This is a genomic window from Pseudomonas frederiksbergensis, from assembly GCF_003732275.1.
Classification (GTDB): Bacteria; Pseudomonadota; Gammaproteobacteria; order Pseudomonadales; family Pseudomonadaceae; genus Aquipseudomonas; species Aquipseudomonas frederiksbergensis_H.
On sequence record NZ_MOBM01000039.1, the window covers coordinates 209,941 to 236,690 of the forward strand.

The following is a 26,750-nucleotide window of genomic DNA, read 5'->3' on the forward strand; positions in this document are numbered from 1 at the left end:
CCGAGCGCTCCGGAACCTGTCACTTCTTTTTTCTAATGGGAGGCCATAGCTACATTCAATAGCGGTACTTGCCGTCTTGAATATCCGCCAGCACGTGCTCGGTGACTTGCACATAAGTCTGGGTACCCGGCAACCAGGCGTAGATCGGGTCATCGCCGGTTTTGTTCGGGTCGAAGGCTTCATCCTTGAGCCGGGTCTTCTGGTATTTGAAGGTCCCGGTGGTCTCCATTTTCACTTTCACCCGAAGGAAAAGTGGCACTGCATAAGCAGGCATTTGCTGCCTGGCGAAAGCCAGCAACTCGCTGAAGTCCAGCGTCGCCAGGGATTCAGCCGGCGTGATTGCCGCCATCCCGGCACGCCCGTTGGTGTTGTGGATTTCCACGCCATAGGCCACGGCTTCAGCGATATGCGGGTGTTGCAGGAGGATGTTCTCGACCTCGGTGGTCGAGACGTTCTCGCCTTTCCAACGGTAGGTGTCGCCCAAGCGATCCACAAACTGCGCGTGGCCAAAACCGATGTTGCGCAGCAGGTCACCGGTATTGAAGTAACGGTCGCCCTTCTTGAACACGTCGTGGAGCACGACTTTTGCGGTCTTCTGCGGATCGGTGTAGCCGTCCAGCGGCGCCTTGTCGTCGATCCTCGCCAGCAGCAAACCCTGCTCGCCCTTGGCCACTTTGCGCATGAAACCCTTGGCATCACGGGTGGGCGCGCCGCTGTCGTGGTCGTACGCCACCAGTTCCCAGGCCATCAGCGAAAAACCGATGGTGTTGTCAAAATTGAGGATGTTGGTAAAGCCGATATTGCCGTCGCTGGCAGCGTACAGCTCGCAGATATGGTCAACGGCAAAGCGCGTTTTGAACTCGCTCCACGCACCGGGGCGCAGACCGTTGCCAATCATCTTCGTCACGCCGTGCCGACTGTCGTCGATGCTGCGCGGTTGATCCACCAGGTATCGGCACAATTCGCCGACGTAACCGAGGGTGGTCGCCCGGTATTTGCGCACGTCACTCCAGAACTGACTGGCGCTGAACTTGCGACGGATGGCAAACCCCGACGCCCCGATGATCGCCGAGCCCCAGCACACGCAGAGCCCGGTGGCGTGGTAGAGCGGCAAGGTGCAATAAACGACGTCCTGAGGCTGCATATCCAGCGCGATCAGGCCAAAACTTGCAGAACTGCGCATCCAGCGGCCGTGCTTGAACACCCCGGCCTTGGGCAACCCGGTGGTGCCCGAGGTGTAAATGTAGAAACAAGGATCGTCGAGAAAAACCTGTTGGCTGCTGGCGGGGTTATCGCTGCACGCTTCGGCGCTGACTGTCATCAGGTTAATGAAGCCATCGGGCGAATTGCCCGGATCGCGAAAAGTGTCTTGATCGGCGACAAACCAGGTGCGCGCCGCGTCGATGGCCACCCGCTCGCGGACCGCATTGAAGGCCGCAACCAGCTCTTCTCCGACCACGATCGCCACCGGCGCCACCAGGTTCAGGCTGTGGGCCAGGGTGTCGCGGGTCTGGGAAGTATTGAGCAAGGCGCTGATCGCGCCGACCTTGGCCACCGCCAATATCGTCACCAGCAGTTCCGGACGGTTCTCGATAAAAATCGCCACCACATCGCCCTTGCCGATGCCTTGGGCGATCAAGTGATGGGCGATGCGGTTGGCCCACTGATTGACTTGTGCATAAGTGAGTGCCACCTCGCCCTGCAGCAAGGCCGGGCCATCGGGATTGCGCAATGTCGCCTGCTCGAAGCTCCAGCCGAGACCACACGGTTGGGTCGGGTCCTTGACGTTGGCGGCTTTCATGCCCTTCACCACGCGGGGAATGGCTTTGGCAATGGAAGGCAGCTTGCGGAGCATCATGCCCCAGGTAATCGTGTCGTTCAGCGTGCGGCTCATGGTGCTCCCGTCGATCTTCTTATTGTCGGGTGGCGTTGATTGAGGCCGAAAATACGTCAGCGGTTCTTGAGCTGTACACGCGGTTTTTGAAATGTTTTGTATCCGCGACCGAACTATTCGAAGCTGCCATCGAAAAGCGGAACCCTGACGTTGTGATTGGTTCAATCGAATCGACCGACCACGCAAAATGCAGGATGCACGATGGCCATTCATGCAGATTGCACGAAAGCGCAAAAACACTTAAAAGTTAACTTGTTGATTTATATGTCTTTTTAAAAAAACAGGCGCTGGCACAATCACTGCAGCTACCTCTCCATGTTGCCCTTCAAAGCACTCACGGAGCTGATAGACATGAGCCTGATCCAGGAAAAATTTTCGTCGCTGTTCTCCAACTTCGAAGTGACCACCCAGCCACGGCCTGACGGCGGCATTCTGCTGACCCTGCGCAGTACGGACGGCAAAGTCTTCAAACGTTCGATTTCCTACCAGCAATTGCATGCCGGCGATCAGCTGTCCTGGGTGATCAGCGCGATTCGCCGTGACATCGCCGAACAGGCCAGTGAACTGCCGCAGATCTCCATGCTGCAAAGCCAGCAACGGTTCGCCCTGCCGACCTATCACTCGGTGTAAATCCTGCGGTTGTATAAATAAACGCGCTACAAACAAACAGGCCGTGAGAGCTTTCGCTTCACGGCCTGTTTTGTTTTCTGGAGCGTAATCCATGTGGGAACGAGCCTGCTCGCGAAAGCGGCGTGTCAGGCAACATCAATGTTGAATGGCCTACCGCCTTCGCGAGCAGACTCGCTCCCACAGGTTATGTGCGTTGATCTTTAAAAAGTGGAAGGATTTATCTGCGCAAAGCTGTCGACGGTCACATGCCCTGCCAGTTCCCCGCCCTCACGGGCCAGGCCACAGGTTGCCATCCCGGCCGCACGCGCTGCGTCCAGTTCCTGAACGATGTCGGATAGAAACAGAATCTGCGAAGCCTCGACGCCAATCGCCTGGGTGATGCGCTCGTAGGACTGCGCTTCACGCTTGGGTCCCGAGGTGGTGTCGAAATAGCCGCTGAACAGTGGCGACAAATCCCCCGCGTCCGAGCAACCGAAAATCAGTTTTTGCGCCTGAATCGAGCCCGAAGAATACACAAACAGTTGATAGCCTTCCTGATGCCAGCGCTTCAGCGCTTCAACGGCATCCGGGTAAACGTGGCCTTTCAACTGCCCGGACTGATAACCCTGCTCCCAGACCATGCCTTGCAACGCCTTGAGCGGCGTGGCCTTGCGGTCTTCGGCAATCCAGCCCAAGAGGATATCGATGACCCGTTCGACGTCGGCTTGCGGCTCACCGCTGTCACGCCGAACAGCGGTGAGCTGCTCGGCAACGTCGGCGCGTTCGGCGTTTTCGCGAACGAAATCCGGCAGGTGTCTGGCGGCGTAGGGAAACAGCACGTCGAACACAAAACTCACCGCGCTGGTGGTGCCTTCGATGTCGGTGAGAATCGCTTTGATCGGCATCGGCTCAGTCCTCGAGACGCGGGAAGTGGCTGGCAATGTTATCGCCGGTGAAATTGGCCACCCAGCCTTCGGGGTTGTTGAACAGGCGGATCGCGACGAAATGCGGGTTTTCGCCCATATCGAACCAGTGCGGTGTACCGGCCGGCACTGAGATCAGGTCGTTTTTCTCGCAGAGCACGGCATAGACGTAATCGCCGATGTGCAGGGTGAACAGCCCACGGCCGGCGACGAAAAATCGTACTTCGTCTTCGCCATGGCGGTGTTCATCGAGGAACTTGGCACGTAACTCGGCTTTTTGCGGATGATCGCTGTTCAGGCTGATCACGTCGACGGTGATGTATCCGCGCTCGGTCATCAGTTTGTCGATTTGCGCCTGATACGCGGCGATCACTTCTTCCTGGCTGGCGCCGGGCTGGATTTTCGCCGTGGCTTGCCAACGGTCGAAGCGCACGCCCTGTTCGGCCAGGGTCGAGGCGATGTCTTCGAAGTGGGTCAACACCTTGTTCGGCAAGTCTGGGCTGCTGACGTGGTAAACGGACAGGCTGCTCATCGGGGCAACTCCTTAACGGTTCATGCTTTATGGTTAAAGAGCGAGCGCGTCTTCAACTCGCACTCGAACAAAAATTCAAAGGCCTCGATCTGCCGCAGCGCGTCACTCATACGCGCGCCCCACGTGTAGAGGCCATGGCCGCGGATCAGGTAGCCGACGCAATCAGGATGGGCGTCGAGCCAAGGCTGCACCTTGGCGGCCAGCCGTGCAATGTCCTGATCGTTGTCGAAAATCGGCACGCGCACCCGGGACTCGTGGGTCGAGACGCCGCTGAAGGCTTTTTGCAGTTCATAGTCTTCGAACTCGATGAAGTCTTCCGGCGTCAGACGCGACAACACCGTGGCATTCACCGAATGGGTGTGCAACACCGCGCCAATCTCCGGGCGCCAGCTGTAGAGCTGAGTGTGCAGCAGGGTTTCGGCGGACGGTTTTTTGCCCGGTTCCAGGCTATTGCCCGACAGGTCGGTGGCCAGCACATCGTCGATGCCCAACTGGCCTTTGTGCTTGCCGGACACCGTCAGCAAGGCTTCGGTCGGCGACAGGCGGGTCGAGTAATTGCTACTGGTGGCCGGCGACCAGCCGCGCCCATACAGAAAACGCCCGGCGTCGATGATTTCCTGGGCGAGGTGTTCACGGGTAAGGCTCATGGCCTGTCCTCTTGCATACATGTGGCAATGATAACGGCAGCAGCGAAGGCTGCGAGACTGGCAATACTAAAGGTCAATGTGGCGCCGAGGGCATTCCAGCTGTAGCCGGAATACAACGCACCCAATGCGCCGCCGGTGCCGGCCAGCGCGGCATACAACGCCTGGCCCTGCCCTTGCTGACGCGCGCCGAAGCTACGTTGCACGAACTGGATGGCAGCCGCGTGAAAGCTGCCGAAGGTGGTGGCGTGCAGCACTTGGGCGAACAACAATACCCAAAGGAACTCGGCAAACGAACCGAGCAACAACCAACGCAACGCCGCCAATAGAAAACTCGCCAGCAGCACCCGGCGCACCGAGAAACGCGCAAGGATCTTGCTCATGGCCAGAAACATCAAGACTTCGGCAACCACGCCGACCGCCCAGAGTATGCCGATCAGCCCGCGACTGTAACCGAGTCGCTCAAGGTGCAGGGTCAGAAAGGTGTAATACGGCCCGTGACTCATCTGCATCAGCGCCACACAACCGTAGAACGCCAATACCCCGGGGTTGCGCAATTGCTGGAGGAATCCCTCCCCTGCCAACCGTTCACTCTGAACAGGTTGCGCGTTGGGCACCCACAAGCTGCTGACGACGATACCGGCCATGATCAGCACCAGCGTCACCGGATAGATGTCCAGGCTGAGCCATTCGAACAACCTGCCGAGCGCGACCACGGTGATGATGAAACCGATTGAGCCCCACAGGCGAATCTGACTGTAGCGAGACGTCTGGCCGTTCAAATGCGCCAGAGTGATGACTTCGAACTGTGGCAATACCGCGTGCCAGAAGAACGCGTGCAAGGCCATGACCATCGCCAGCCACGCATAGCTTTTGCTGACGAAAATCAGTGAGAAGGTCAGCAGCGTACAGACCGCGCCGAACCGCACGATGGCCAGCCGTCGCCCGGTGTAGTCACCGAGCCAGCCCCAGATGTTCGGCGCCACGCAGCGCATCAGCATCGGGATCGCCACCAGTTCGCCAATGCGCGCACTGGAAAAGCCCAGGTGATCGAAATACAGCGCCAGAAACGGCGCCGTCGAACCGAGCAAGGCGAAATAGAACAGATAGAAACTGGAGAGCCGCCAGTACGGGAGCGCCGCCAAAGTCGTCAAACCAAAGCGGCTGTAAGGTCAGCCATTAAAGCTGACCCAGCACCGGAGTGCTCACGCGCACATTGAGGTTCTGCCCGCGGTGACGCAGCAGGTGATCCATCAGCACGATGGCCATCATCGCTTCGGCAATCGGCGTGGCGCGGATGCCGACGCACGGGTCGTGACGGCCTTTGGTGACAACTTCAACCGGGTTGCCATGGATGTCGATGGAACGGCCCGGTGTGGTGATACTCGAGGTTGGCTTGAGTGCCAGATGCGCAACGATCGGCTGACCGGAGGAGATGCCACCCAGAATGCCGCCCGCGTTGTTGCTGAGGAAACCTTCCGGGGTCATTTCATCACGATGTTCGGTGCCCCGTTGGGCGATGCTGGCAAACCCGGCGCCGATTTCCACGCCTTTGACCGCGTTGATGCTCATCAGCGCGTGGGCCAGTTCGGCATCGAGGCGGTCGAAAATCGGCTCGCCCAAGCCAGGCATAACGCCTTCGGCAACCACGGTGATCTTCGCGCCTACCGAATCCTGGTCGCGACGCAACTGGTCCATATAGGCTTCCAGCTCCGGCACTTTGTCCGGATCAGGGCTGAAGAAAGCGTTTTCTTCCACCGAATCCCAGGTCTTGAACGGGATTTCGATCGGGCCGAGCTGGCTCATGTAGCCACGAATGACGATGCCCTGGGTGGCCAGGTACTTTTTCGCAATCGCCCCTGCCGCCACGCGCATGGCGGTTTCACGGGCCGAACTGCGACCGCCGCCACGGTAATCGCGCTCGCCGTATTTGTGGTGGTAGGTGTAGTCGGCGTGGGCCGGGCGGAACAGATCCTTGATCGCCGAGTAGTCCTTGGACTTCTGGTCGGTGTTGCGGATCAGCAGGCCGATGGCGCAACCGGTGGTGCGGCCTTCGAACACGCCGCTGAGGATTTCGACTTCGTCGGCTTCCTGGCGCTGGGTGGTGTGGCGGCTGGTGCCGGGTTTGCGCCGGTCCAGGTCGCGCTGCAGGTCCTCAAGGGAAATCTCCAGGCCCGGCGGGCAGCCATCGACAATGGCGACCAACGCCGGACCATGGCTTTCGCCCGCGGTGGTGACAGTGAACAGCTTGCCGTAGGTATTGCCGGACATGCGGGACGCTCCGTGAAATCGAACTGAAATACGTAATGCGCGCCAGTATACGCAGGCTACCCGACTAGTTCATCCTCGAACCTTATGGGTGCCCGCGAGTCCAACCGGCACCTTGTTGATGATGGCGTGATGATGCTGCGAGTTCTAGCCTTGAGCCTTACCTTGTTTACCGGCTTTGTACAGGCCACTGTCCTGCAACGCCCGATCACTTTGGACACGGGCAGCGGCGAGCTTTTCGGCTCGCTGTTGCTGCCCAAGTCCGACACGCCTGTGCCGGTTGTCCTGATCATTTCCGGCTCCGGTCCTACGGATCGTGACGGAAACAACCCCGACGGCGGACGCAACGACAGCCTCAAACGACTGGCCTGGGTGCTGGCCAAACACAACATCGCCAGTGTGCGCTACGACAAGCGCGGCGTGGCGGCGAGCCTGGCGGCCACGCCCGATGAACGCAATCTGTCGGTGGAGGCCTATGTGGCCGACGCCCAAGCCTGGGGCCAGAAGCTCAAAGCCGATCCGCGCTTTGGCAAACTGATTTTGCTGGGCCACAGCGAAGGTGCATTGATCGCCAGCCTGGCGGCGCCAAACGTCGATGCCGCGGCAGTGATTTCCATGTCCGGCAGCGCCCGGCCGATCGATCAGGTACTGCGCCAGCAGTTAAGCAATCGCCTGCCGCCGCCGTTGATGCTGCGCAGCAATGAACTGCTCGACAGCCTCAAGGCCGGCCACACCGACGACAACGTGCCCCCGCAATTGCAGGTGATTTTCCGCCCCAGCGTACAGCCGTATCTGATTTCGCTGTTCCGCCAAGACCCGGCAGCGGCCTTCGCCAAACTGAAAATGCCGGCGCTGATTATCCAGGGCAGCAACGACATTCAGGTCGGCGTGGGTGACGCCAGGGCACTCAAGGCCGCCAAACCGGACGCCGAACTGGCGCTGATCGAAGGCATGAACCACGTGATGCGCATCGTGCCCAACGACGTGAAGCGGCAATTGGCCTCCTATAAAGATCCGCAATTACCGCTGGCGGCGGAACTCGGCGCACGAATCCTCGGTTTTATTGACGGACTTCGCACCCGTTAAGCCCTAGCCCTCCAGTCCTGAAAGAAACGGCCGATAAGCCTTTGTCGCCAGCGCACTGACTGGCGGCAAGCAGGGCTTGGACAGGATCTCGCCGTTATGACTGATACCCAGACTTCACCCGACACCACCGCTGAAAAAGACGCACCGCCAGCGGTCGAGCTGCCGTGGGCGGATGTCCATGTCGAGCACCACAAAATGCTCCGCCTGGCGCCGCTGCAAACCGATCGCAACACTGGCGGACGGCCGTTGCGCTTTGTCGAATTCGGTTACGCCGAACGCAATAGCAAGGAACGCAGCCTGCTGCGCATGACCATCAAGCTGCCGGGCCAGCGGGTGCGCAAAGAACAGAATCATCTGGACGTGTGGGTCGACCATGTCGCCAAACGCATGCATTTCGGGCCGGAAAGCGGCTTGCAGATCGAGCCGATGAACCGTGGCATCGGGCGCTATTTGGCGGCTCAGGGCATTACCTGGGCGAAGAAGAAATGGCCCGCCTACACCGTCGACGGCACTGACCTGAACAACAAGGATGCGCTGAACGAAGACACTCGCCTGCGTCGCGATCACTTTCTGCGGGTGCATGGTTTTGACGTGGTCTACGCCGACGCCCAGCATTTGAAGGGCAGCGTTAAAGAGGTACAGGTCGGTGATTTGCTCGGTGACTGGAACAGCGAAAAGTTGCAGCAGGTAGAAATCCTCGAAGCCGCGCAGATGCTCCAGCAAGCCGAGCAAAACCTGGCGGAACAGGAAGTCAAACTGAAGAAGCACGAAGAAAAAGTCAGCAAGTACAAACGCGAGGACGCCGGGCTGCGTTTTACCATTACCTGTCTGGTGGCGTTTGCGGTGTTTCAGGCGGGGTTGTTGATCTGGATTGCGACGCACCGGTAATGGGAGCCAAGCCTAAAAAGATCGCAGCCTTCGGCAGCTTCTACAGGGTTTGGTGTACACCTGTAGGAGCTGCCGAAGGCTGCGATCTTTTGCTTTTAAGGGTTAAACGCGAGAAGCGAACAGCGCCTGATGATGGCGGCACTGCTCCGCTGTGAGCATGAACACCCCATGCCCACCGCGCTCGAACTCCAGCCAGGCGAAGTCGACTTCCGGGTACAGCGCCTCGACATGAACCTGACTGTTACCTACCTCGACAATCAGCAAACCCTTCTCGGTCAGATGATCCGCCGCTTCGGCGAGCATGCGGCGCACCAGGTTCAAACCGTCGTCGCCACAGGCCAGGCCCAACTCCGGTTCGTGCTGATACTCGTCCGGCATGTCAGCGAAATCTTCCGCATCGACGTAAGGCGGGTTCGACACGATCAGGTCGAAACGTTGACCCGGCAAGCCATCGAAACCATCGCCTTGAACGGTGAACACGCGCTCATCGACACCGTGACGCTCGATGTTCTGATTCGCCACCTCCAGCGCTTCGAACGACAGGTCAGCCAGTACCACTTCGGCATTCTGGAACTCGTAAGCACAGGCGATACCGATGCAACCGGAACCGGTGCATAGATCGAGAATACGTGCAGGTTCGGCACCCAACCATGGTTCAAAACGCTTTTCGATCAGCTCGCCAATGGGTGAGCGCGGGATCAGCACGCGTTCGTCGACAATGAACGACATACCGCAGAACCAGGCTTCACCCAGCAGGTAAGCGGTCGGAATGCGCTCTTCGATGCGGCGCTTGAGCAAGCGTTGCAGATTGACCAGTTCGTCGTCTTCCAGACGGCAGTCCAGATAGCTGTCGGCGATTTCCCACGGCAAGTGCAGCGCACCCAACACCAGTTGACGGGCTTCGTCCCAGGCGTTGTCGGTCCCATGGCCGAAAAACAGATCCTCCCCATGGAAGCGGCTGACGGCCCAACGGATATGGTCACGCAGGGTACGAAGTCGGGAAGTGATCACGGGGCAAACTCCAGAAAAAACGACTGACGATTCTAACAGCCAAAAGACGCCACGACGACGCAGGATAAACACCGGATCAGATGTAGGACTCTTCTATTTTTTCAGCAAGCTATTGAACAGAACGAGTATCTTGACAAGGCTGCGACCCAACAACGGCGGTGCCTACGATGGTAGCGATTCACAGAAGCGCTCAGCCAGAGGACAATGTCGCAAAAGCCCCACCCGAAGGAGCCCCAGAATGTCCGTTCCAAAAACGATGTTTCAACTCAGCGGCCGTGGTTATGCAGCGGCCAATCTGGGTCATGCGACCCTTGTCATCATCGATGCCCAGAAAGAATACCTCAGCGGCCCCTTGGCACTGAGCGGCATGGATGCTGCCGTCGCGAACATCAAGCAACTGGTGGCCGCTGCCCGTGCAGCCGGTCGGCCGATCGTGCATGTGCGCCACCTCGGCACTGTCGGTGGGCTGTTCGACCCGCAAGGCGAGCGCGGCGAGTTCATCCCGGGGCTCGAGCCACAGGGTGACGAAACCATCATCGGCAAATTGCTGCCGAGTGCGTTTCATGGCACCGAACTGCTGGAGCGCCTGCAGAATCTCGGCTCGCTGGACCTTATCGTCTGCGGCTTCATGAGCCACTCCAGCGTCAGCACTACCGTGCGCGCCGCTAAGAACCTGGGCTTTCGTTGCACATTGGTTGAAGACGCCTGCGCGACTCGCGACCTGCCCTACAAGGGTGGCGTCCTGAGCGCCGAGCACGTTCAGCACACCGAGATGGCGATCATGGCGGACAATTTCGCCACCCTCGCCCAGACCCGTGAGCTGATCTGATCAACCCTTCGATGAGCGGTCCATGCCGCCGCTCATCCGCAAAAGCCTCTCATTTGCTGTAATTGCCCTAGCCTCAGGAACATCCCGGTCAACTCCCGGTCGAAGGGCCGATACCCATTGAGGAAGGTCGGAATGAAGTTATCCGATGGTTTTGATGCACGCCGCTTGCGGCCCAAAGGCCAACGCAACTGGCGTTTTCGCTTCGGCGCAGCGTTCGCTGCCTTGCTGGCGACGTGCGGTGTGTTGCTGGCGATGGCCGGCGCGGCCAGCCTGCTGGGCCGGCCACCGGCGCTGGGCGAATTGAATGCCAGCCCGCTGGGCTCGGCGATCATTCTGGCCGTGGGCCTGTTCGTGCTGTACATCGGCGTATGGCTATGGCGCCGCTGCCGTCGCCGCTCGCGCCAGTCGCGAGAGCTGAACATGTCTCCGCACTTGATGAAAAAACACGACTAAGCCCAACGCCGGACGTTTTGTCGCGCCCGATTCGTCCCGACTTGGGTAAACTGGCCGCCCTTCGCGGAGGCTGACATGCAAGACGACGATTTTTCCCTGTTCAAAAGCGCGATCCAAGGCGTCAAGCCAATCAAGCACGATCGCGCCGAAACCGGCAAACCCAAGGCCGACCGCGCGCAAATTGCCAAGCTGCGCCAGGCCGCCACTGTGCGCACCGACGCCACCACCGTTGATGGGCTGTCCGATCAGTTCGTCATCGATGTCGGCCCCGAAGATGAGCTGATGTGGGCCCGCGACGGCGTCCAGGAAAGCCAGATGCGCAAGCTCAAGATCGGACAGATTCCGTTCGAAGGCAGCCTCGATCTGCATGGCATGAACGTGGAAAAGGCCCGTGAAACCCTGTGGGCCTTTCTGGCCGAAGCGACAAAATTCGAAATCCGCTGCGTACGTGTCACCCACGGCAAAGCGGTTCGTCTGGACGGTAAGCGGCCGATGATCAAGAGCCACGTCAACACGTGGCTGCGTCAGCATTCACAGGTACTCGGCTTCACCTCGTGCCAACCGAAACACGGCGGCGCCGGAGCAGTTTATGTGATGCTCAAACGCACCATGATGGAAGGTCGCGACGAGTGATGCCGTCGCTTCACGCTTGCAGCGCCGTGTCCGTCACCGTACCCTTGCCCTTTGCGTAAAATCCCACAGGTAGTTTCATGTCCCTGGAACAGAATTACACCGAGATTCTCGGCCAATTGGGCGAGGACGCCTCCCGCGAGGGCCTGCTCGACACGCCAAAACGTGCCGCCAAAGCCATGCAGTACCTCTGCCGCGGTTATGAACAGACACTGGAAGAGGTCACCAACGGTGCCTTGTTCAGTTCCGACAACAGCGAGATGGTGCTGGTCAAGGACATCGAGCTTTACTCGCTGTGCGAGCACCACATGCTGCCGTTCATCGGCAAGGCCCATGTTGCCTACATCCCTAGCGGCAAGGTCCTGGGGCTGTCGAAAGTCGCGCGCATCGTCGACATGTACGCCCGCCGCCTGCAAATCCAGGAAAACCTCAGCCGCCAGATCGCCGATGCGGTCCAGCAAGTCACCGGCGCCCTGGGCGTTGCGGTGGTGATTGAGGCCAAGCACATGTGCATGATGATGCGCGGAGTGGAGAAACAGAATTCGACGATGATCACCTCGGTGATGCTCGGCGAGTTCCGCGAAAACGCAGCCACCCGCAGCGAGTTTCTCAGCCTGATCAAGTAACTTGCAGCACGAAGAAAACCGGCACTGATCGCCGGTTTTTTTTCGCCTGCGAAAAATCAGGTAAGCTGCGCGCCTTCTGTTTGCCCTGTGAGGCTTATCCCGTGTTCGTAAAAGCGCTTCGTATCGGCCTCGGCCAACTGATCATCTTCATCGACTTCATCACTCGTCCAGGCAAGAAGCAGCGCCCCGCCGCCGCTCAGGCTCAGGTCGAAACGGCCGCCAAGGACCTGACCCTGTATCAGTTCCACGCCTGCCCGTTCTGCGTGAAAACCCGCCGCACCCTGCGTCGCCTGAACGTTCCGGTGGCATTGCGCGATGCCAAGAACAACGAACAGGATCGCCAGGCTTTGCTGGAGCAAGGTGGCAAGATCAAGGTGCCGTGCCTGCGCATCGAAGAGAATGGCCAGACCACCTGGATGTATGAGTCCAAGGTGATCATTGATTATCTGGATAAGCGGTTTGCTGCTGTCTGATCCATTTGGGTTGTTTGAGCTAACGCCATCGCGAACAGGCTCGCTCCCACAGTAGATTTGTAGTGAGAATGGGATTTGTATTTAAAACAGATCCAATGTGGGAGCGAGCCTGCTCGCGATGAGGCCAGCCCAAGCACTACAAATCCCGGACAAAAATAAACCGGCCGATTGGCCGGTTTGTTTGTTTATACCCTCCCCTCAAGCCGCTTCTGCCGCCTGAGCCTGACGCACCACCGCCGCCAGCCGCTTGAGCCCTTCGTCCAGCCGCGCCGGGTCGATGTGGCTGAAGTTCAGCCGCAGATGGCCGGGGTTCTTGTCCGGCTCGGGAAAAAACGGTTCGCCCGGCATAAATGCCACATCCGCCGCCAACGCAGCCTTGAGCAGCGTGCGCGTATCCAGCGGCTGCTTTAACGTCAACCAGAAAAACAGCCCACCCTGCGGCACGTTCCACTGCGCCAGGTCGTCAAAATGCTTTTCAAGTGCTGACTGGAATGCATCCCGACGAACCCGATAGAAGTCCCGCAACTCACCCAAGTGCTGCTGATATTTCTCGGTGCCGATCCATTGCAGCGCTTGCCACTGCCCGATGCGGTTGGTGTGCAGATCGGCCGATTGCTTGAGCCGCAACAAGTGCGGAAACAGGTCTGGACTGGCGATCAGGTAACCGACCCGCAGGCCCGGCAACAGGGTTTTCGACACCGTGCCGGTGTAGATCCAGCTGGCCTTGTTCAAGCGACTGACAATCGGCGTGGCACTGCCGCCGTCGAAGGTCAGTTCGCGGTAGGGTTCGTCTTCGATCAGGGTTACGCCGAACTCGTCGAGCAACGCCGCCACTGCATCGCGCCTGGTCTCGCTATAGCGCACCGCCGACGGGTTCTGAAACGTCGGAATCAGGTAGATGAACGCGGGCTTGTGTTTTTCCAGACGGCTGCGCAACTGCGCCAGGTTCGGGCCATCGGCTTCCTGCGGAACGGTGATGCAGTCGGCGCCGAACAGCTGAAAAATCTGCAACGCTGCCAGGTAGGTCGGCGCCTCAAGCAGGATCTCGGTGCCTTTGTCGATGTAGAGCTTGGCCGCCAGATCGAGGGTTTGCTGGGAACCGCTGACCACCAGCACCTGACTCGCCTCGCACGGCACACCCAACGCTCGGGCTTCGGCCGCCAGCGCCTCACGCAGCGCCGGCTCGCCTTCGCTCATGCCGTATTGCCCCATGGACAGCGGCATGTCCGCCCACTCGACTTTCGGCAACATGGCTTCGGCCGGCAAGCCGCCGGCGAACGACATCACTTCCGGGCGCTGGGCGGCGGCGAGGATTTCACGGATCAAAGAACTTTTAAGGCGCGAGACACGTTCGGAAAAAGCCATGGGGTCACCGGTAGCGAGGCCTGAGGGAAATGAGTCAAACTGGTTGACCGAAATTACGACAGACCGAGCGGATACGTCAACATGCTTGACCTTAAAAACCCCAGCACTCAGCAACAAGCCATGGAAGCGTTTTTCTTCGGCTACCAAGCCTTCACTGCCAAGGCCGACGAAATGCTCGAGCGTCGCGGCTTGAGCCGGGTGCATCAACGCATCGTGTTTTTCATCGCCCGCTACCCTGCCCTCAGCGTCAAGGAGTTGCTGGCATTGCTGGGGGTGAGCAAGCAGGCGCTGAACATTCCGCTACGACAATTGGTGGAAATGCATTTGGTGAACAGCGTCGCGTCCAAGACCGACAAGCGTAAACGGTTGCTGGAACTGACCGACGATGGCGCGCGGTTCGAGCAGTCGCTGCGGCGCGAGCAGGTGAAATTGCTGGAGCGGGTGTTTGCCGAGGCCGGAGAGGCGGCGGTGAATGGGTGGCTGGCGGTGAATCTGGCGTTAGGAGAAGTAACCAGAGTTGACCGGGGCGACACCTGACTGTGGCGAGGGAGCTTGCTCCCGTTCGGCTGCGCAGCAGTCGCAATGAACGATAACGCCGGTATGCCTGAAAAATCGCCATCGCCTGAGTCGGGCCGCTGCGCGCCCAGCGGGAGCAAGCTCCCTCGCCACAAAAAGCTCGCTACACATCACATTTCTTATCCATATACCCCGCATGCCATTTTTTTCGTCTACAAAATCAAAAACATTATTTGCTTTATTTGTATACAAAAGCATAATTCGCTTCGTGTGAGTTCCTGACCAAAAGGTCAACAAATTCGCAAATGCCTCAAAGGGTCGCTGCCACCCTCATGGGTCCGGCCCTGGAAATAACAATAAAACTCTTGAGGAGTATTCGCTGTGGAAAGCCGTAAATCCGAAGCCCCGACGCTGGAACTCTCGCCGCCATTACGCAATGGCTGGCTGGAGCGCATCTTCAAACTCAGCTTGCACGGCACCACGGTGAAGACCGAGCTGATCGCCGGTCTGACAACCTTCATCACCATGGCTTACATCATCTTCGTCAACCCGAACATCATGGCCGATGCCGGCATCGATCACGGGGCGGCGTTCGTCGCCACCTGCATCGCCGCCGCGCTGGGTTGCCTGCTGATGGGCCTGTACGCCAACTGGCCCGTCGGCCTGGCGCCGGGCATGGGCCTGAACGCGTTCTTCACTTACACCGTGGTCGGCACCATGGGCTACAACTGGGAAACCGCCCTCGGTGCGGTGTTCGTTTCCGGTGTGTTGTTCATGTTCCTGACCTTTTCCCGGATTCGCGAATGGCTGCTCAACAGCATTCCAGTAAGTTTGCGCTTTGCCATGGGCGCCGGTGTGGGCCTGTTTCTGGGACTGATCGGTTTGAAAACCGCTGGCATCGTTGTCGATAGCCCGGCCACTCTGATCAAGCTTGGTTCCCTGCGCGAGCCTGGTCCGCTGCTGGCGGCCATCTGCTTCCTGATGATTGCCGTGCTCAGCTACCACAAAGTGTTCGGCGCAATCCTCATCAGCATCATCACCGTGACCCTGGCCGGTTGGGGCCTGGGCCTGGTGCACTACGAGGGCATCATGTCTGCCCCGCCGAGCCTGGCCCCGACCTGGATGGCCATGAATGTCGCCGGCGTATTCAACGTCAGCATGATCAGCGTGGTGCTGGCCTTCCTCTTCGTACACATGTTCGACACCGCCGGCACCCTGATGGGCGTCGCCCAGCGCGCCAACCTGGTGAACGCTGACGGCCGGATCGAAAACCTTTCCCGCGCCATGAAAGCCGACAGTGCTTCCAGCGTATTTGGTGCGATGGTCGGTGTTCCGCCAGTTACCAGCTATGTGGAAAGTGCCGCTGGCGTAGCAGCGGGTGGTCGGACTGGTCTTACCGCCGTGACCGTCGGTGTGCTATTTATTGCCGCAATGTTTTTCGCACCGCTGGCTGGCATGATCCCCGCTTATGCAACCGCCGGTGCATTGATTTATGTGGCGATGCTGATGATGGGCGGCATGGCGCATATCGAATGGGACGAAGCGACTGACAGCATTCCGGCGATCGTTACCGCGATCATGATGCCGCTGACCTTCTCGGTCGCCGACGGCATCGCGCTGGGCTTCATCACTTATGTGGCGCTGAAGGCCGGCACCGGTAAGTACAAGGAAATTTCCGTCAGTCTGTGGGTGCTTTGCGCGATCTTTATCGCCAAGTTCATTTTCTTGTAAGCCGTTTACGATTCAAAAACAGTGTTTCAAAACAGCCTCACCCCCTCGGGTGAGGCTTTTGTGCAAATGGAGGAAAGTGATGAGTCTGGAAACCTGGCTGCTGTTCAGCGGCGCTGCGCTGGTGGTGATCCTGATCCCGGGACCACTGTCTTTGCTGATGATCAGCAACAGTCTGAATTACGGTTTGCGCCGTTCTTACCCAGCGTTTCTGGGAGGCGTGATTGCGTCGATCTGCCTGCTTAGTGCTTCGGCACTTGGCTTGGGCGCATTGTTGCTGGCGTCGGAACAGCTGTTCAGCGCCCTGAAAATCGTCGGCGCGCTGTACCTGTTCTATCTCGCCAGGCAGAGCTGGCAGCAATCGCGTCAGCCATCCCAAGGCGCCGAAGTGCCCCAGGCTGCACCGGTGCCGCGCTTTCGCGCACTGTTCGGGCGCGCGTTCATGCTCGGCGCGAGTAATCCGAAAGACATTTTGTTCTTTGCCGCTTTCCTGCCGCAGTTTCTGAGTGCCGAGCAACCGTTCCTGCCGCAGTTGCTGGTGATGATTGCCACCTGGACCGTGCTGGATCTGCTGTGCAAATTGGCTTATGGGCTGGGTGCCCGTGGTGCTGCGCGGTATCTACGCAGCGGCAAGGGGCAGAGCTGGTTTAATCGGGTGAGTGCGGGGTTGTTCAGTGGCGCCGGTGCGGCTTCGTTGTTGAGCCGTTAAAAGCAAAAGCTTCGCGAGCAAGCCCGCTCCCACACTGGATCTTCTGCGAATACATTAGTTGTGACCGGCAGAGATCAAATGTGGGAGCGGGCTTGCTCGCGAAGGCGTCATCAGCAACACCACATATCTCAGGGCAAAAAAAGCCCGCAGTGTGAGCGGGCGAAAGACCAAAGAAGCTTATGCGCAGCTTTTTTTGAGAAGAAGGGGGCTGGGGGGAAAGTCCTAGCTTCCTCTGTAGGTCGAATAGCTATACGGCGAAATCAACAACGGCACATGGTAGTGATCCTGTTCCGCAGAGATGCCGAAACGCAGCACCACCACATCCAGGAACGCAGGCTCAGGCAGCTGAACCCCACGGGCGCGGTAGTAATCACCCGCATGAAACTGAAGCTGATAAACCCCCGACCGATAGTCATCACCTTGCAGCAGCGGCGAATCGACACGGCCATCACTGTTGGTGAGCGCAGTGGCGACCAATTCCAGCTGCGAACCTTCAACGCGGTACAACTCGACCTTGATCGAACTGCCCGGGCAACCGTGTGCAGCGTCCAAAACGTGTGTAGTCAAACGTCCCATTGATTCTGCGCGCCTGCCTGCGTTGAGCAGTCAGACCTCGCGCCTCCCGAAGTCAGTTGAAAAGGAGACCGCACCGTTTCGGAGCACGAAAAGCTGCGGCGAGCGACTGATTAAGACACTTTTAATAAAAATTGTACACAATAAAAACGACATTTTTACCGCTACCATCGTCATTCAGCCTTTGGCAGCGAATCTTGCGCCGAACCATAAGATCAGAGGACCTTCTATCCATTAGCTGACCAGTCAGGCAGGTTTCTTGCAGTACCCTTCAAAGTGGGCAGTCAGTGAAAAATGCAAAAAATCAGGCTTACAAAGTGAATATAAAGTTGTATACAATCACTCCATCGCTGTGACGCCAGCCTGCCCTCTCATCGCCAGGCCGCCACACACACCCTGACTTTGAATAAGTCGACACGAACAAGAAGGAAGACTGCAGTGAGCGCTGACTATCCACGCGACCTGATCGGTTACGGCAGTAACCCTCCTCACCCACACTGGCCGGGCAATGCCCGCATCGCGCTGTCCTTCGTGCTCAATTACGAGGAAGGTGGCGAACGCAATATCCTGCACGGCGATAAAGAGTCCGAAGCTTTCCTCTCGGAGATGGTTTCGGCGCAGCCGCTGCAAGGCGAGCGCAACATGAGCATGGAATCCCTTTACGAGTATGGCAGCCGTGCCGGCGTCTGGCGGACTCTGAAACTGTTCAAGGAATTCGACATTCCGCTGACCATCTTCGCCGTGGCCATGGCCGCCCAACGCCACCCGGACGTGATCCGCGCGATGGTCGATGCCGGCCACGAGATCTGCAGCCACGGCTACCGCTGGATCGACTACCAGTACATGGACGAAGCCCAGGAACGCGAGCACATGCTCGAAGCGATCCGCATCCTCACCGAAATCACTGGCGAGCGCCCACTGGGCTGGTACACCGGCCGCACCGGCCCGAACACCCGTCGGCTAGTGATGGAAGAAGGCGGTTTCCTCTACGACTGCGACACCTACGACGACGACCTGCCCTACTGGGAACCGAACAACCCGACCGACAAGGCGCATCTGGTGATCCCGTACACCCTGGACACCAACGACATGCGCTTCACCCAGGTCCAGGGCTTTAACAAGGGCGACGATTTCTTTGAATACCTGAAAGACGCGTTTGATGTGCTGTACGCCGAAGGCGCCGAAGCACCGAAGATGTTGTCGATCGGCCTGCACTGCCGCCTGATCGGCCGTCCGGCGCGTCTGGCCTCGCTCAAACGCTTTATCGAATACGCTAAAAGTCATGAACAGGTGTGGTTCAGCCGTCGCGTTGACATCGCTCGCCACTGGCACGAAACCCACCCGTATCAAGGGGCCGCGAAATGAGCCACTTCCAAACCCTGAAGCCATCGACTCTGAGTCGCGACGCGTTTGTCGCCGCCTTCGCCGACATCTACGAACACTCGCCATGGGTGGCCGAGAAGGCCTTCGACCTGGGCCAGGACGCTTCGATCGACGAGATCGAAACCCTGCACCAGCGCATGAGCGACATCTTGTTGAGCGCTGATCACACCAGCCAACTGGCCCTGATCAATGCTCACCCGGACCTGGCCGGTAAAGCCGCCGTCCAGGGTCAGCTTACCGCAGCCAGCACTGAAGAACAGTCTGGCGCGGGTATTCACCAATGCACGGCCGAAGAGTTCCAGCGCTTCACCGAGCTGAACGACGCCTACAAAGCCAAGTTCAAGTTTCCCTTCATCATGGCGGTAAAAGGCAGCAACCGGCATCAGATCCTCGCAGCGTTCGAAACGCGCATTAACAACTCGGTCGACGCCGAATTCAAATGCGCGCTGGCGCAGATCAACAAGATCGCATTGTTCCGTTTACTGACTCTTTAGCTTAGCGAACCTGGCCCGAGTGGATTCATGAACGCCGAAATCACCCAGGGCCCTGCAAGCATCCCAAGCCAACTTATTTAAAGGCAGACAAGAAGAATGAAAGCTTACGCCGTACCTTTCGAGAAGTTCGTCAACCTGGCCGACGCCCGTCTGGGCACCAAAATCATCTCGGTCACCGATGACTGGTTCGCAGACGCCAACCGTCTGTTCCAACCGACCCCGGCCGTGTGGAAGGAGGGTGTGTTCGATGACAACGGCAAGTGGATGGACGGCTGGGAGTCGCGCCGCAAGCGCTTCGAAGGCTACGACAGCGCGGTGATCCGCCTGGGCGTACCGGGCTCGATCAAAGGCGTGGACATCGACACTTCATTCTTCACCGGCAACTTCCCGCCGTCGGCCTCCCTGGAAGCCTGCTTCCTGGCCTCCGGCGAGCCGGACGAAAACACCCAGTGGACTGAAGTGCTGTCAGCCGTCGAGCTGCAAGGCAACAGCCACCACTACCACGAAATTAACAACGACCAGGCCTTCAGCCACCTGCGCTTCAACATCTACCCGGATGGCGGCGTGGCCCGTCTGCGCGTGTATGGCATTCCATTCCGCGACTGGTCGGCAATTGGCGACAACGAGCAAGTTGACCTGGCCGCAGCCCTGAACGGTGGCCGTGCGCTGGCCTGCTCCGACGAACACTTCGGTCGCATGAGCAACATCCTCAACCCGGGCCGTGGCATCAACATGGGTGATGGCTGGGAAACCGCACGTCGTCGTACGCCGGGCAATGACTGGGTGATCGTTGCGCTGGGCCATGCGGGCGAGATCGAAAAAGTCATCGTCGACACCCTGCACTTCAAGGGCAACTACCCGGACACCTGTTCGATCCAGGGTGCATTCGTGAAGGGCGGCACCGACAGCCAGATCGAAACCCAATCGCTGTTCTGGCGTGAACTGTTGCCAAGCCAGAAGCTGGAAATGCACGCCGAACACACCTTCGCCGAGCAGATCAAGGCCCTGGGCCCGATCACCCACATCCGCCTGAACGTGTTCCCGGATGGTGGCGTGAGCCGCCTGCGGGTCCTCGGCAAGGTCGCCAAGTAAGCGGTGAGGCCATTCGCGAGCAAGCCCGCTCCCACATTTGAAATGCATTCCCCTGTGGGAGCGGGCTTGCTCGCGAAGACGCCAGAACAGACAACACAGAACTTAACGAAAAGAAGACCAGCATGCGCACATTGACGATTGAACCGCTGACCAAAGAAGCCTTCGCCCCTTTCGGTGACGTGATCGAAACCGACGGCAGCGATCACTTCATGATCAACAACGGTTCGACCATGCGCTTTCACAAACTGGCGACGGTGGAAACCGCCACGCCAGAGGACAAGGCGATCATCAGCATCTTCCGCGCCGACGCGCAGGACATGCCACTGACCGTCTGCATGCTGGAGCGTCACCCGCTGGGCAGCCAGGCTTTCATTCCGCTGCTCGGCAACCCCTTTCTGATCGTGGTCGCGCCACTTGGCGATGAACCTGTATCAGGCTTGGTCCGCGCCTTCGTCACCAACGGCAGGCAGGGCATTAATTACCATCGCGGCGTCTGGCACCACCCGGTGCTGACGATCGAAAAGCGGGATGACTTCCTGGTGGTTGATCGCAGTGGCACAGGCAATAACTGCGATGAGCATTTTTTCAAAGAGGATGAGCGTTTGATCCTCGCCCCCCACCAATAAGAGAAGGTCTGATCACTCGACGACAGAGTGACAGGCGAGAGGTAAAGACTGTGGAAGCACATCTGTTGGAATGGCTGAACCTGAGCGTGCGCTGGGTTCACATGATCACTGGCGTGGCCTGGATCGGCGCGTCGTTCTATTTCGTCTGGCTGGAGAATAACCTCAATCGGGTCAACCCGAAAAACGGGCTGGCGGGCGATTTGTGGGCGATCCACGGCGGCGGTATCTATCACCTGGAAAAATACAAACTGGCTCCACCGACCATGCCGGACAACCTGCACTGGTTCAAATGGGAAGCCTATTTCACTTGGCTGTCGGGGGTCGCGCTGCTGTGCGTGGTGTTCTACTCCAACCCGACGCTGTACCTGCTGGCTCCGGGCAGCACCCTGAGCGGCCCAGAAGGCGTGGCCATCGGCCTCGGCTCGTTGTTCATCGGCTGGTTCATCTACTCCTTCCTCTGCGACTCAGCCCTGGGCAAACGCCCTGCCCTGCTAGGCGTAATCCTGTTTGTGCTGATCATTGGCGCCGCTTACGGCTTCAGCAAAGTGTTCAGCGGTCGTGGTGCGTACCTGCACGTCGGCGCGATCATCGGCACCATCATGGTCGGCAACGTGTTCCGCATCATCATGCCGGCGCAGCGCGCCTTGGTGGCGGCGATCGCCGAGAACCGCACGCCCGATCCGGCCCTGCCGGCCAAAGGCTTGCTGCGTTCGCGGCACAACAATTACTTCACCTTGCCGGTGCTGTTCATCATGATCAGCAACCACTTCCCGAGCACCTACGGCAGCCAATACAACTGGCTGATCCTGGCCGGGATCGCGGTGCTGGCGGTGTTGGTGCGTCACTACTTCAACACCCGTCATGACAGCCACAAATTCGCCTGGACCCTGCCCGTTGCGGCGGTCGGCATGATTTGTCTGGCCTACGTGACCGGGCCGGCGCCGATGTCCAGCGCACCTGAAGTGGCCAAGGCGCCTGGGACCATCGAGTACCAGCCGCTGCCGGAAACGGCCCTTGGTGGTGGTGCCAAACCTGAAGCGGCAAAAGCAGCACCGGCAGTTGAACCAGCTCAGGCGTCAAATCAGGGGCCGTCGTTCGACAAGGTTCACAGCGTGATTCAGGAACGTTGCGCTGTGTGCCATTCGGCCAAACCGACCAGCCCGCTGTTCAGCGCGGCGCCGGCTGGCGTGATGTTCGATACCCCCGAGCAGATCAAGCTCCAGGCCCCGCGCATCCAGGCCCAGGCTGTTGCCAGCCAGATCATGCCGCTGGGCAACATCACCCAGATGACCCAGCAGGAACGTGACCTGATTGGTGCGTGGATTGTTCAGGGAGCCCAAACCCAATAAGCAACACGCCGTTGTGGCGAGGGGGCTTGCCCCCGTTCGATCGCGAAGCGGTCGTAAAACCAGAGGATGCGGTCCTCCAGATGGGACGCGGTTGTTGGTTTTGGGGCTGCTCCGCAGCCCAACGGGGGCAAGCCCCCTCGCCACAGGTCCACCTGATACAAAAATCACAAGAATAAAAAAGATCCGAGGTGTTGCATGTCCGAGCTATCCGAAGCCCGCATCCCCCACGCACCCGCCATTCAGCGTTTACCCCTTTTGCAACTGATTCTGGTCAGTCAGCAACACGTTCTGCTGATGTATGGCGCAGCCATCAACGACTGCCACGCCCACCCGCATTGACACAGTAAAAACACAACCCCCTGTGGGAGCGAGCTGTGGCGAGGGGGCTTGCCCCCGTTGGGCTGCGAAGCAGCCCCAAAATCTCTGATGTACCAAAGATCTTGTGAGTGCTACGCACTCAAACGGGGGCAAGCCCCCTCGCCACAGGCTCACTCCATAGAGGGTGGCTGCCTGCGCCTCAAAAAATAAAAACAAGAGGGAGCAACAGATGATTCGTACCCAGACAAGCCTGTCGTTCAGCGACACCGGGCTGACCGTCGACAACCGTGCCCCAAACCTGTCCCCGACGCTCTGTTGCGGGGCACTTGAGCCATGGCGCGAGAGTAAGTATTCTCCGCGCCCGCCCGGGTCCGGTCTAAAAAAAAGCGCGAATTCAATTCCTGACCAGAAAGCCAACTTACCCCGGCTCTGGACCGTACCAAGGCATCCCGAAATGACGCTCAATCGACTGTTTTCGAACAGCCGAACGGGCGTTTTTTTGCTTTTCGAAAGCCTTGGCTCAGCTCTTGCTAACAGCATCAAAGCTGACCGAATGGATGATTTTTTTCAGCAGCAAGAAAAGGCGCCACACCAGAGCGCCGACCTTAGAAAAATAACGTGGAACCACCTACTTTTTGGGAGCAACCGAATGAAACGTACGTGCACCAGCCTGATGCTCGCGGGATCCTTGCTGGCCGGGGGCCAGGCAATGGCCGGCGACTTGCTGCAATGGCAGAACAACAGCCTGACCTACCTCTATGGCAAGGACTTCCAGGTCAACCCGCGCATTCAGCAAACCGTCACCTTCGAGCACGCCGATGCCTGGAAATACGGCGACAACTTCGTGTTCGTCGACAAGATTTTCTACAACGGCAAGGAAGACAGCGGCGTCGGCTCGAACACCTATTACGGCGAAATCAGCCCGCGCTTGTCGTTTGGCAAGATCTTCGACCAGAAACTGGAGTTCGGCCCGGTCAAAGACGTGCTGCTGGCCATGACGTACGAGTTCGGTGAGGGTGATACCGAGTCTTACCTGATCGGTCCGGGTTTCGATCTGGCGATTCCCGGGTTCGACTACTTCCAGTTGAACTTCTACCAGCGTCACACCGAGGGCAGCCGCCCGGGTGACAACGTCTGGCAGATCACTCCGGTCTGGTCCTACACCATTCCCGTGTGCGATTCGAACATCCTGATCGATGGTTTCATGGACTGGGTGGTCGACAACGACCAAAACAGCAAAGGCACCTACCACGCCAACCTGCACTTCAACCCACAGATCAAATATGACTTGGGTAAAGCCCTGAACATTGGCGAGAAGCAGTTGTATGTCGGCGTCGAGTACGACTACTGGTCAGACAAGTACGGGATCAAGGACAGCCAGTACTTCAAGACCGATCAGAGCAACACGAGCTTCCTGGTGAAGTTCCACTTCTGATTTAAAGTCAAAAGATCGCAGGTATCGCCAGCTCCTACGAACGTGCGCATCCGGGGTGGGAGCTGCCGCAGGCTGCGATCTTTTGCTTTATGACAACCCCAGAAACCGGCACAGCTCATCCCGCTTGGCCAACGCATCGCGCCGCCCCAGATCAATCAACTCGCTGCAATACCCCGCCTCGAACAACAAATAACTCAGCACCCCCGCCCCGCTGGTCTTGGTCGCCCCTGGCCCGCGCAAAAACAGACGCAAGGCCGCCGGTAATTCCTGGCGATGCCGCGCCGCAATTTCATCGATCGGCTGACTCGGCGAAATCACCAGCACCTCCACTGGTGCCGCTCCCAATACACGACTCGGCGTGCCGTCGGGCAGCAGATGGCTGAACTGATTCAAACGCTGCAGCAACTCGATGTCACTTTCCAGGCTATCAATGAACGTACTGTTGAGCATGTGCCCGCCGATTTGTGCCAGGGTCGGCTGTTGACCGGTATAGGCGCGTTGCAGCGGCTGTTGCGGGTCGACCCCGCGCGGGTTGCCGCTGACGCCCACCACCAGCACACGGCTGGCACCCAGGTGCAGGGCCGGGCTGATCGGCGCTGATTGACGCACCGCGCCATCGCCGAAATATTCTTCGCCGATTTTCACCGGTGCGAACAGCAATGGAATTGCCGAACTGGCCAGCAAATGGTCGACACTCAATTGGGTCGGCACGCCGATTCGCCGATGGCGCAACCAGGACTCGATGGTGCCTCCGCCCTGATAAAACGTGACGGCCTGACCGGACTCATAGCCAAACGCCGTGACAGCCACCGCTTGCAATTGCTGTTGCGCGATGGCCTCGGCAATTCCGGGCATGTGCAGTTTGTCGTTGAGTAAACCGCGCAGCGGTGAGCTGTTGAGCAGAGCCACCGGCACCGGAGCGCCAATCCCCATCAGATTGTGACTGACAAAGCGAGCGGCTTGATGGATCACCCCCGGCCAGTCGCTGCGCAACACCAAATGGCTGCGAAAACCCTGCCAGAAGGCGGTCAGACGCTGAATCGCGCCGCGAAAGTCCATTGCCCCACTGGCCAGGCTGACCGCGTTGATCGCGCCGGCCGAGGTGCCGACGATTACCGGAAACGGATTCGCCGCTCCCACCGGCAGCAGCTCGGCAATCGCCGCCAGCACGCCCACCTGATAAGCCGCCCGAGCCCCGCCGCCGGAAAGTATCAACCCTGTAACCGGTTCAGCAGAACTCATCGCAACACTCCATGGTGCTTAAAAGGATCGGTGGCTCAAGCGCGTTTGGCGTACAGCTTCGGCTCGCCCGGTGGACGGCTCTTGAAGCGTCGATGCGCCCAGAGATATTGCTCCGGACATTCGCGCAACGCGCTTTCGACCCACTGGTTGATGCGAATGCAGTCAGCCTCTTCCGTCTCGCCGGGAAAGCCCTCGAGCGGCGCATGAATCATCAATCGATAACCACTGCCGTCAGCCAGGCGCTCCTGAGTGAACGGCACCACCAGCGCCTTGCCCAGCCGCGCGAACTTGCTGGTGGCGGTGACGGTCGCCGCCTGAATCCCGAACAGCGGCACGAAGATACTTTGCTTGGCGCCGTAGTCCTGATCCGGCGCATACCAGATTGCTCGGCCTGCCCGCAGCAGTTTGAGCATGCCGCGTACATCGTCGCGCTCCACCGCCAGCGAGTCGAGGTTGTGCCGCTCGCGGCCACGGCGCTGAATGTAGTCGAACAGCGGATTCTTGTGTTCGCGGTACATGCCGTCGATGGTGTGCTGCTGACCGAGCAGCGCCGCGCCAATCTCCAGCGTGGTGAAATGCACGGCCATCAGGATGACGCCCTTGCCGTCGCGCTGGGCCTGCTTCAAATGCTCCAGGCCTTCGACATGGGCCAGTTTCGCCAGACGCTTGCGCGACCACCACCAGCTCATGGCCATCTCCAGGAAGGCGATGCCGGTGGAGGCGAAGTTTTCCTTGAGCAGGCGCTTGCGCTCGGCAGCGGACTTTTCAGGGAAACACAGCTCAAGATTGCGCTTGGCAATGCGCCGTCGGTCGCCGGCCACCCGATACATCAATGCGCCCAGAGCGCGACCGATCGACAGCAACGCCGGATACGGCAACTGCACAATCAGCCACAACAGCCCCAAGCCACACCACAGCGGCCAGAAACGTGGAGAAAGAAATGCTGTTCGAAAACGCGGGCGATCCATTAAAGGTTCCGTCAAGACAGTGGCCGCGCATTCTACATCGTTCGACCCGGCTTGCGGCCCGCGGGCGTTCTCGTTATAAGTCTCGG

29 protein-coding genes are annotated in these 26,750 nt (G+C 59.0%); 18 read left to right on the forward strand and 11 right to left on the reverse strand.

What is annotated here, in order from left to right; genetic code table 11:
• Window positions 1-55 precede the first annotated feature (55 nt).
• The gene (locus tag BK662_RS26910) at window positions 56-1,894 is read right to left on the reverse strand and encodes a long-chain-acyl-CoA synthetase (RefSeq protein WP_123360084.1); all 1,839 of its coding nucleotides are present in this window, start codon (window positions 1,892-1,894) and stop codon (window positions 56-58) included.
• Window positions 1,895-2,245: 351 nt separating this feature from the next.
• Here BK662_RS26910 and BK662_RS26915 point away from each other — a divergent pair, with 351 nt between their 5' ends.
• Window positions 2,246-2,524 (forward strand): DUF3509 domain-containing protein, encoded by a 279-nt coding sequence (locus BK662_RS26915; RefSeq protein ID WP_008005638.1) that lies wholly within the window; start codon window positions 2,246-2,248, stop codon window positions 2,522-2,524.
• A 200-nt stretch (window positions 2,525-2,724) separates the two neighbouring features.
• Here the strand turns inward: BK662_RS26915 and mtnC are convergent, their stop codons facing one another.
• Genes mtnC through aroC form a run of 5 tightly spaced genes read right to left on the reverse strand, consistent with a single transcriptional unit; the run spans window position 2,725 to window position 6,873 of the window.
• A complete protein-coding gene (mtnC, locus tag BK662_RS26920; protein WP_123360085.1) occupies window positions 2,725-3,408 on the reverse strand; it encodes an acireductone synthase in 684 nt (227 codons plus the stop codon).
• Between the two features lie 4 nt (window positions 3,409-3,412).
• Window positions 3,413-3,958: a 1,2-dihydroxy-3-keto-5-methylthiopentene dioxygenase gene (locus tag BK662_RS26925; RefSeq protein ID WP_123360086.1), complete on the reverse strand. Its 546-nt coding sequence runs from the start codon at window positions 3,956-3,958 to the stop codon at window positions 3,413-3,415.
• Between the two features lie 20 nt (window positions 3,959-3,978).
• Complete coding sequence (locus tag BK662_RS26930) at window positions 3,979-4,605, reverse strand: methylthioribulose 1-phosphate dehydratase (protein WP_123360087.1); 627 nt, start codon at window positions 4,603-4,605, stop codon at window positions 3,979-3,981.
• On the reverse strand, window positions 4,602-5,747 hold the full coding sequence (locus BK662_RS26935; RefSeq protein ID WP_123360088.1) for an MFS transporter: 1,146 nt from the start codon (window positions 5,745-5,747) through the stop codon (window positions 4,602-4,604). Before BK662_RS26935 ends, BK662_RS26930 begins: the two co-directional genes overlap by 4 nt.
• 34 nt (window positions 5,748-5,781) lie before the next feature.
• Window positions 5,782-6,873 (reverse strand): chorismate synthase, encoded by a 1,092-nt coding sequence (gene aroC, locus BK662_RS26940; RefSeq protein WP_052963693.1) that lies wholly within the window; start codon window positions 6,871-6,873, stop codon window positions 5,782-5,784.
• A gap of 84 nt (window positions 6,874-6,957) precedes the next feature.
• On the opposite strand from aroC, the gene BK662_RS26945 reads away from it, so the two are divergent.
• Both BK662_RS26945 and BK662_RS26950 read left to right on the forward strand, forming a co-directional pair.
• Window positions 6,958-7,956 (forward strand): alpha/beta hydrolase, encoded by a 999-nt coding sequence (locus tag BK662_RS26945; protein ID WP_123360089.1) that lies wholly within the window; start codon window positions 6,958-6,960, stop codon window positions 7,954-7,956.
• 96 nt (window positions 7,957-8,052) lie between these two features.
• Window positions 8,053-8,844: a hypothetical protein gene (locus tag BK662_RS26950; RefSeq protein ID WP_123360090.1), complete on the forward strand. Its 792-nt coding sequence runs from the start codon at window positions 8,053-8,055 to the stop codon at window positions 8,842-8,844.
• 102 nt (window positions 8,845-8,946) lie between these two features.
• On the opposite strand, the gene prmB is transcribed toward BK662_RS26950, so the two are convergent.
• The gene (gene prmB / locus BK662_RS26955) at window positions 8,947-9,855 is read right to left on the reverse strand and encodes a 50S ribosomal protein L3 N(5)-glutamine methyltransferase (protein WP_123360091.1); all 909 of its coding nucleotides are present in this window, start codon (window positions 9,853-9,855) and stop codon (window positions 8,947-8,949) included.
• Between the two features lie 238 nt (window positions 9,856-10,093).
• On the opposite strand from prmB, the gene BK662_RS26960 reads away from it, so the two are divergent.
• From BK662_RS26960 to BK662_RS26980, 5 genes are all read left to right on the forward strand, one after another.
• Window positions 10,094-10,684, forward strand: coding sequence for a cysteine hydrolase family protein (locus BK662_RS26960; protein ID WP_008005646.1), 591 nt, complete (start codon window positions 10,094-10,096; stop codon window positions 10,682-10,684).
• A 132-nt stretch (window positions 10,685-10,816) separates the two neighbouring features.
• On the forward strand, window positions 10,817-11,137 hold the full coding sequence (locus tag BK662_RS26965; RefSeq protein ID WP_010456650.1) for a hypothetical protein: 321 nt from the start codon (window positions 10,817-10,819) through the stop codon (window positions 11,135-11,137).
• 75 nt (window positions 11,138-11,212) lie between these two features.
• Window positions 11,213-11,770, forward strand: a complete 558-nt coding sequence (locus BK662_RS26970) for a Smr/MutS family protein (RefSeq protein ID WP_007898817.1) — start codon at window positions 11,213-11,215, stop codon at window positions 11,768-11,770.
• A 77-nt stretch (window positions 11,771-11,847) separates the two neighbouring features.
• Window positions 11,848-12,393 carry a GTP cyclohydrolase I FolE gene (gene folE / locus BK662_RS26975; RefSeq protein WP_007898818.1) on the forward strand — a complete coding sequence of 182 codons (546 nt, stop codon included), beginning with the start codon at window positions 11,848-11,850 and terminating at the stop codon, window positions 12,391-12,393.
• A 101-nt stretch (window positions 12,394-12,494) separates the two neighbouring features.
• Entirely contained in the window at window positions 12,495-12,866 is a 372-nt protein-coding gene (locus tag BK662_RS26980) for a glutathione S-transferase N-terminal domain-containing protein (RefSeq protein ID WP_123360092.1), read from the forward strand.
• Window positions 12,867-13,064: 198 nt separating this feature from the next.
• Here BK662_RS26980 and BK662_RS26985 read toward each other — a convergent pair whose 3' ends face one another.
• The gene (locus BK662_RS26985; protein ID WP_123360093.1) at window positions 13,065-14,231 is read right to left on the reverse strand and encodes an aminotransferase-like domain-containing protein; all 1,167 of its coding nucleotides are present in this window, start codon (window positions 14,229-14,231) and stop codon (window positions 13,065-13,067) included.
• Between the two features lie 81 nt (window positions 14,232-14,312).
• On the opposite strand from BK662_RS26985, the gene BK662_RS26990 reads away from it, so the two are divergent.
• From BK662_RS26990 to BK662_RS27000, 3 genes are all read left to right on the forward strand, one after another.
• Window positions 14,313-14,768: a MarR family winged helix-turn-helix transcriptional regulator gene (locus tag BK662_RS26990; RefSeq protein WP_123360094.1), complete on the forward strand. Its 456-nt coding sequence runs from the start codon at window positions 14,313-14,315 to the stop codon at window positions 14,766-14,768.
• 360 nt (window positions 14,769-15,128) lie between these two features.
• Window positions 15,129-16,478 carry an NCS2 family permease gene (locus BK662_RS26995; RefSeq protein WP_123360095.1) on the forward strand — a complete coding sequence of 450 codons (1,350 nt, stop codon included), beginning with the start codon at window positions 15,129-15,131 and terminating at the stop codon, window positions 16,476-16,478.
• A 79-nt stretch (window positions 16,479-16,557) separates the two neighbouring features.
• Window positions 16,558-17,184, forward strand: coding sequence for a LysE family translocator (locus BK662_RS27000; protein WP_123360096.1), 627 nt, complete (start codon window positions 16,558-16,560; stop codon window positions 17,182-17,184).
• Window positions 17,185-17,406: 222 nt separating this feature from the next.
• On the opposite strand, the gene uraH is transcribed toward BK662_RS27000, so the two are convergent.
• Window positions 17,407-17,760 (reverse strand): hydroxyisourate hydrolase, encoded by a 354-nt coding sequence (gene uraH, locus BK662_RS27005; RefSeq protein WP_007898824.1) that lies wholly within the window; start codon window positions 17,758-17,760, stop codon window positions 17,407-17,409.
• A gap of 435 nt (window positions 17,761-18,195) precedes the next feature.
• Here uraH and puuE point away from each other — a divergent pair, with 435 nt between their 5' ends.
• The 7 genes from puuE (at window position 18,196) to BK662_RS27045 (ending at window position 24,454) form a co-directional block, all read left to right on the forward strand.
• A complete protein-coding gene (puuE, locus tag BK662_RS27010; protein WP_123360097.1) occupies window positions 18,196-19,122 on the forward strand; it encodes an allantoinase PuuE in 927 nt (308 codons plus the stop codon).
• On the forward strand, window positions 19,119-19,634 hold the full coding sequence (gene uraD / locus BK662_RS27015) for a 2-oxo-4-hydroxy-4-carboxy-5-ureidoimidazoline decarboxylase (protein ID WP_123360098.1): 516 nt from the start codon (window positions 19,119-19,121) through the stop codon (window positions 19,632-19,634). The genes puuE and uraD overlap by 4 nt, the downstream gene beginning before the upstream one ends.
• A 96-nt stretch (window positions 19,635-19,730) precedes the next feature.
• Window positions 19,731-20,726 (forward strand): allantoicase, encoded by a 996-nt coding sequence (gene alc, locus BK662_RS27020; protein ID WP_123360099.1) that lies wholly within the window; start codon window positions 19,731-19,733, stop codon window positions 20,724-20,726.
• A gap of 122 nt (window positions 20,727-20,848) precedes the next feature.
• Window positions 20,849-21,352 carry an ureidoglycolate lyase gene (locus BK662_RS27030; protein WP_007898831.1) on the forward strand — a complete coding sequence of 168 codons (504 nt, stop codon included), beginning with the start codon at window positions 20,849-20,851 and terminating at the stop codon, window positions 21,350-21,352.
• Window positions 21,353-21,402: 50 nt separating this feature from the next.
• The gene (locus BK662_RS27035) at window positions 21,403-22,701 is read left to right on the forward strand and encodes a urate hydroxylase PuuD (protein ID WP_123360101.1); all 1,299 of its coding nucleotides are present in this window, start codon (window positions 21,403-21,405) and stop codon (window positions 22,699-22,701) included.
• A gap of 195 nt (window positions 22,702-22,896) precedes the next feature.
• Window positions 22,897-23,040: a hypothetical protein gene (locus BK662_RS34945; RefSeq protein ID WP_185047210.1), complete on the forward strand. Its 144-nt coding sequence runs from the start codon at window positions 22,897-22,899 to the stop codon at window positions 23,038-23,040.
• Between the two features lie 628 nt (window positions 23,041-23,668).
• Window positions 23,669-24,454 carry an outer membrane protein OmpK gene (locus tag BK662_RS27045; protein ID WP_123360103.1) on the forward strand — a complete coding sequence of 262 codons (786 nt, stop codon included), beginning with the start codon at window positions 23,669-23,671 and terminating at the stop codon, window positions 24,452-24,454.
• Window positions 24,455-24,541: 87 nt separating this feature from the next.
• On the opposite strand, the gene BK662_RS27050 is transcribed toward BK662_RS27045, so the two are convergent.
• Window positions 24,542-25,696 carry a patatin-like phospholipase family protein gene (locus BK662_RS27050; RefSeq protein WP_123360104.1) on the reverse strand — a complete coding sequence of 385 codons (1,155 nt, stop codon included), beginning with the start codon at window positions 25,694-25,696 and terminating at the stop codon, window positions 24,542-24,544.
• A gap of 35 nt (window positions 25,697-25,731) precedes the next feature.
• Entirely contained in the window at window positions 25,732-26,664 is a 933-nt protein-coding gene (locus tag BK662_RS27055) for a lipid A biosynthesis lauroyl acyltransferase (RefSeq protein WP_123360105.1), read from the reverse strand.
• Window positions 26,665-26,750 lie beyond the last annotated feature (86 nt).

What these genes read in the sequence shown, in the direction of transcription:
- BK662_RS26970 (WP_007898817.1), top strand. Translation starts at nt 11,213, where the DNA reads ATGCAAGACGACGATTTTTCCCTGTTCAAAAGCGCGATCCAAGGCGTC.
- BK662_RS26930 (WP_123360087.1), bottom strand. Translation starts at nt 4,605, where the DNA reads ATGAGCCTTACCCGTGAACACCTCGCCCAGGAAATCATCGACGCCGGG.
- BK662_RS27055 (WP_123360105.1), bottom strand. Translation starts at nt 26,664, where the DNA reads ATGGATCGCCCGCGTTTTCGAACAGCATTTCTTTCTCCACGTTTCTGG.
- BK662_RS26910 (WP_123360084.1), bottom strand. Translation starts at nt 1,894, where the DNA reads ATGAGCCGCACGCTGAACGACACGATTACCTGGGGCATGATGCTCCGC.
- BK662_RS26965 (WP_010456650.1), top strand. Translation starts at nt 10,817, where the DNA reads ATGAAGTTATCCGATGGTTTTGATGCACGCCGCTTGCGGCCCAAAGGC.
- BK662_RS34945 (WP_185047210.1), top strand. Translation starts at nt 22,897, where the DNA reads ATGTCCGAGCTATCCGAAGCCCGCATCCCCCACGCACCCGCCATTCAG.
- aroC (WP_052963693.1), bottom strand. Translation starts at nt 6,873, where the DNA reads ATGTCCGGCAATACCTACGGCAAGCTGTTCACTGTCACCACCGCGGGC.
- BK662_RS27030 (WP_007898831.1), top strand. Translation starts at nt 20,849, where the DNA reads ATGCGCACATTGACGATTGAACCGCTGACCAAAGAAGCCTTCGCCCCT.
- BK662_RS27050 (WP_123360104.1), bottom strand. Translation starts at nt 25,696, where the DNA reads ATGAGTTCTGCTGAACCGGTTACAGGGTTGATACTTTCCGGCGGCGGG.
- BK662_RS26915 (WP_008005638.1), top strand. Translation starts at nt 2,246, where the DNA reads ATGAGCCTGATCCAGGAAAAATTTTCGTCGCTGTTCTCCAACTTCGAA.
- uraD (WP_123360098.1), top strand. Translation starts at nt 19,119, where the DNA reads ATGAGCCACTTCCAAACCCTGAAGCCATCGACTCTGAGTCGCGACGCG.
- BK662_RS26985 (WP_123360093.1), bottom strand. Translation starts at nt 14,231, where the DNA reads ATGGCTTTTTCCGAACGTGTCTCGCGCCTTAAAAGTTCTTTGATCCGT.
- mtnC (WP_123360085.1), bottom strand. Translation starts at nt 3,408, where the DNA reads ATGCCGATCAAAGCGATTCTCACCGACATCGAAGGCACCACCAGCGCG.
- BK662_RS26945 (WP_123360089.1), top strand. Translation starts at nt 6,958, where the DNA reads ATGGGTGCCCGCGAGTCCAACCGGCACCTTGTTGATGATGGCGTGATG.
- BK662_RS26990 (WP_123360094.1), top strand. Translation starts at nt 14,313, where the DNA reads ATGCTTGACCTTAAAAACCCCAGCACTCAGCAACAAGCCATGGAAGCG.
- BK662_RS26950 (WP_123360090.1), top strand. Translation starts at nt 8,053, where the DNA reads ATGACTGATACCCAGACTTCACCCGACACCACCGCTGAAAAAGACGCA.
- BK662_RS26925 (WP_123360086.1), bottom strand. Translation starts at nt 3,958, where the DNA reads ATGAGCAGCCTGTCCGTTTACCACGTCAGCAGCCCAGACTTGCCGAAC.
- BK662_RS27000 (WP_123360096.1), top strand. Translation starts at nt 16,558, where the DNA reads ATGAGTCTGGAAACCTGGCTGCTGTTCAGCGGCGCTGCGCTGGTGGTG.
- alc (WP_123360099.1), top strand. Translation starts at nt 19,731, where the DNA reads ATGAAAGCTTACGCCGTACCTTTCGAGAAGTTCGTCAACCTGGCCGAC.
- folE (WP_007898818.1), top strand. Translation starts at nt 11,848, where the DNA reads ATGTCCCTGGAACAGAATTACACCGAGATTCTCGGCCAATTGGGCGAG.
- BK662_RS26960 (WP_008005646.1), top strand. Translation starts at nt 10,094, where the DNA reads ATGTCCGTTCCAAAAACGATGTTTCAACTCAGCGGCCGTGGTTATGCA.
- uraH (WP_007898824.1), bottom strand. Translation starts at nt 17,760, where the DNA reads ATGGGACGTTTGACTACACACGTTTTGGACGCTGCACACGGTTGCCCG.
- BK662_RS27045 (WP_123360103.1), top strand. Translation starts at nt 23,669, where the DNA reads ATGAAACGTACGTGCACCAGCCTGATGCTCGCGGGATCCTTGCTGGCC.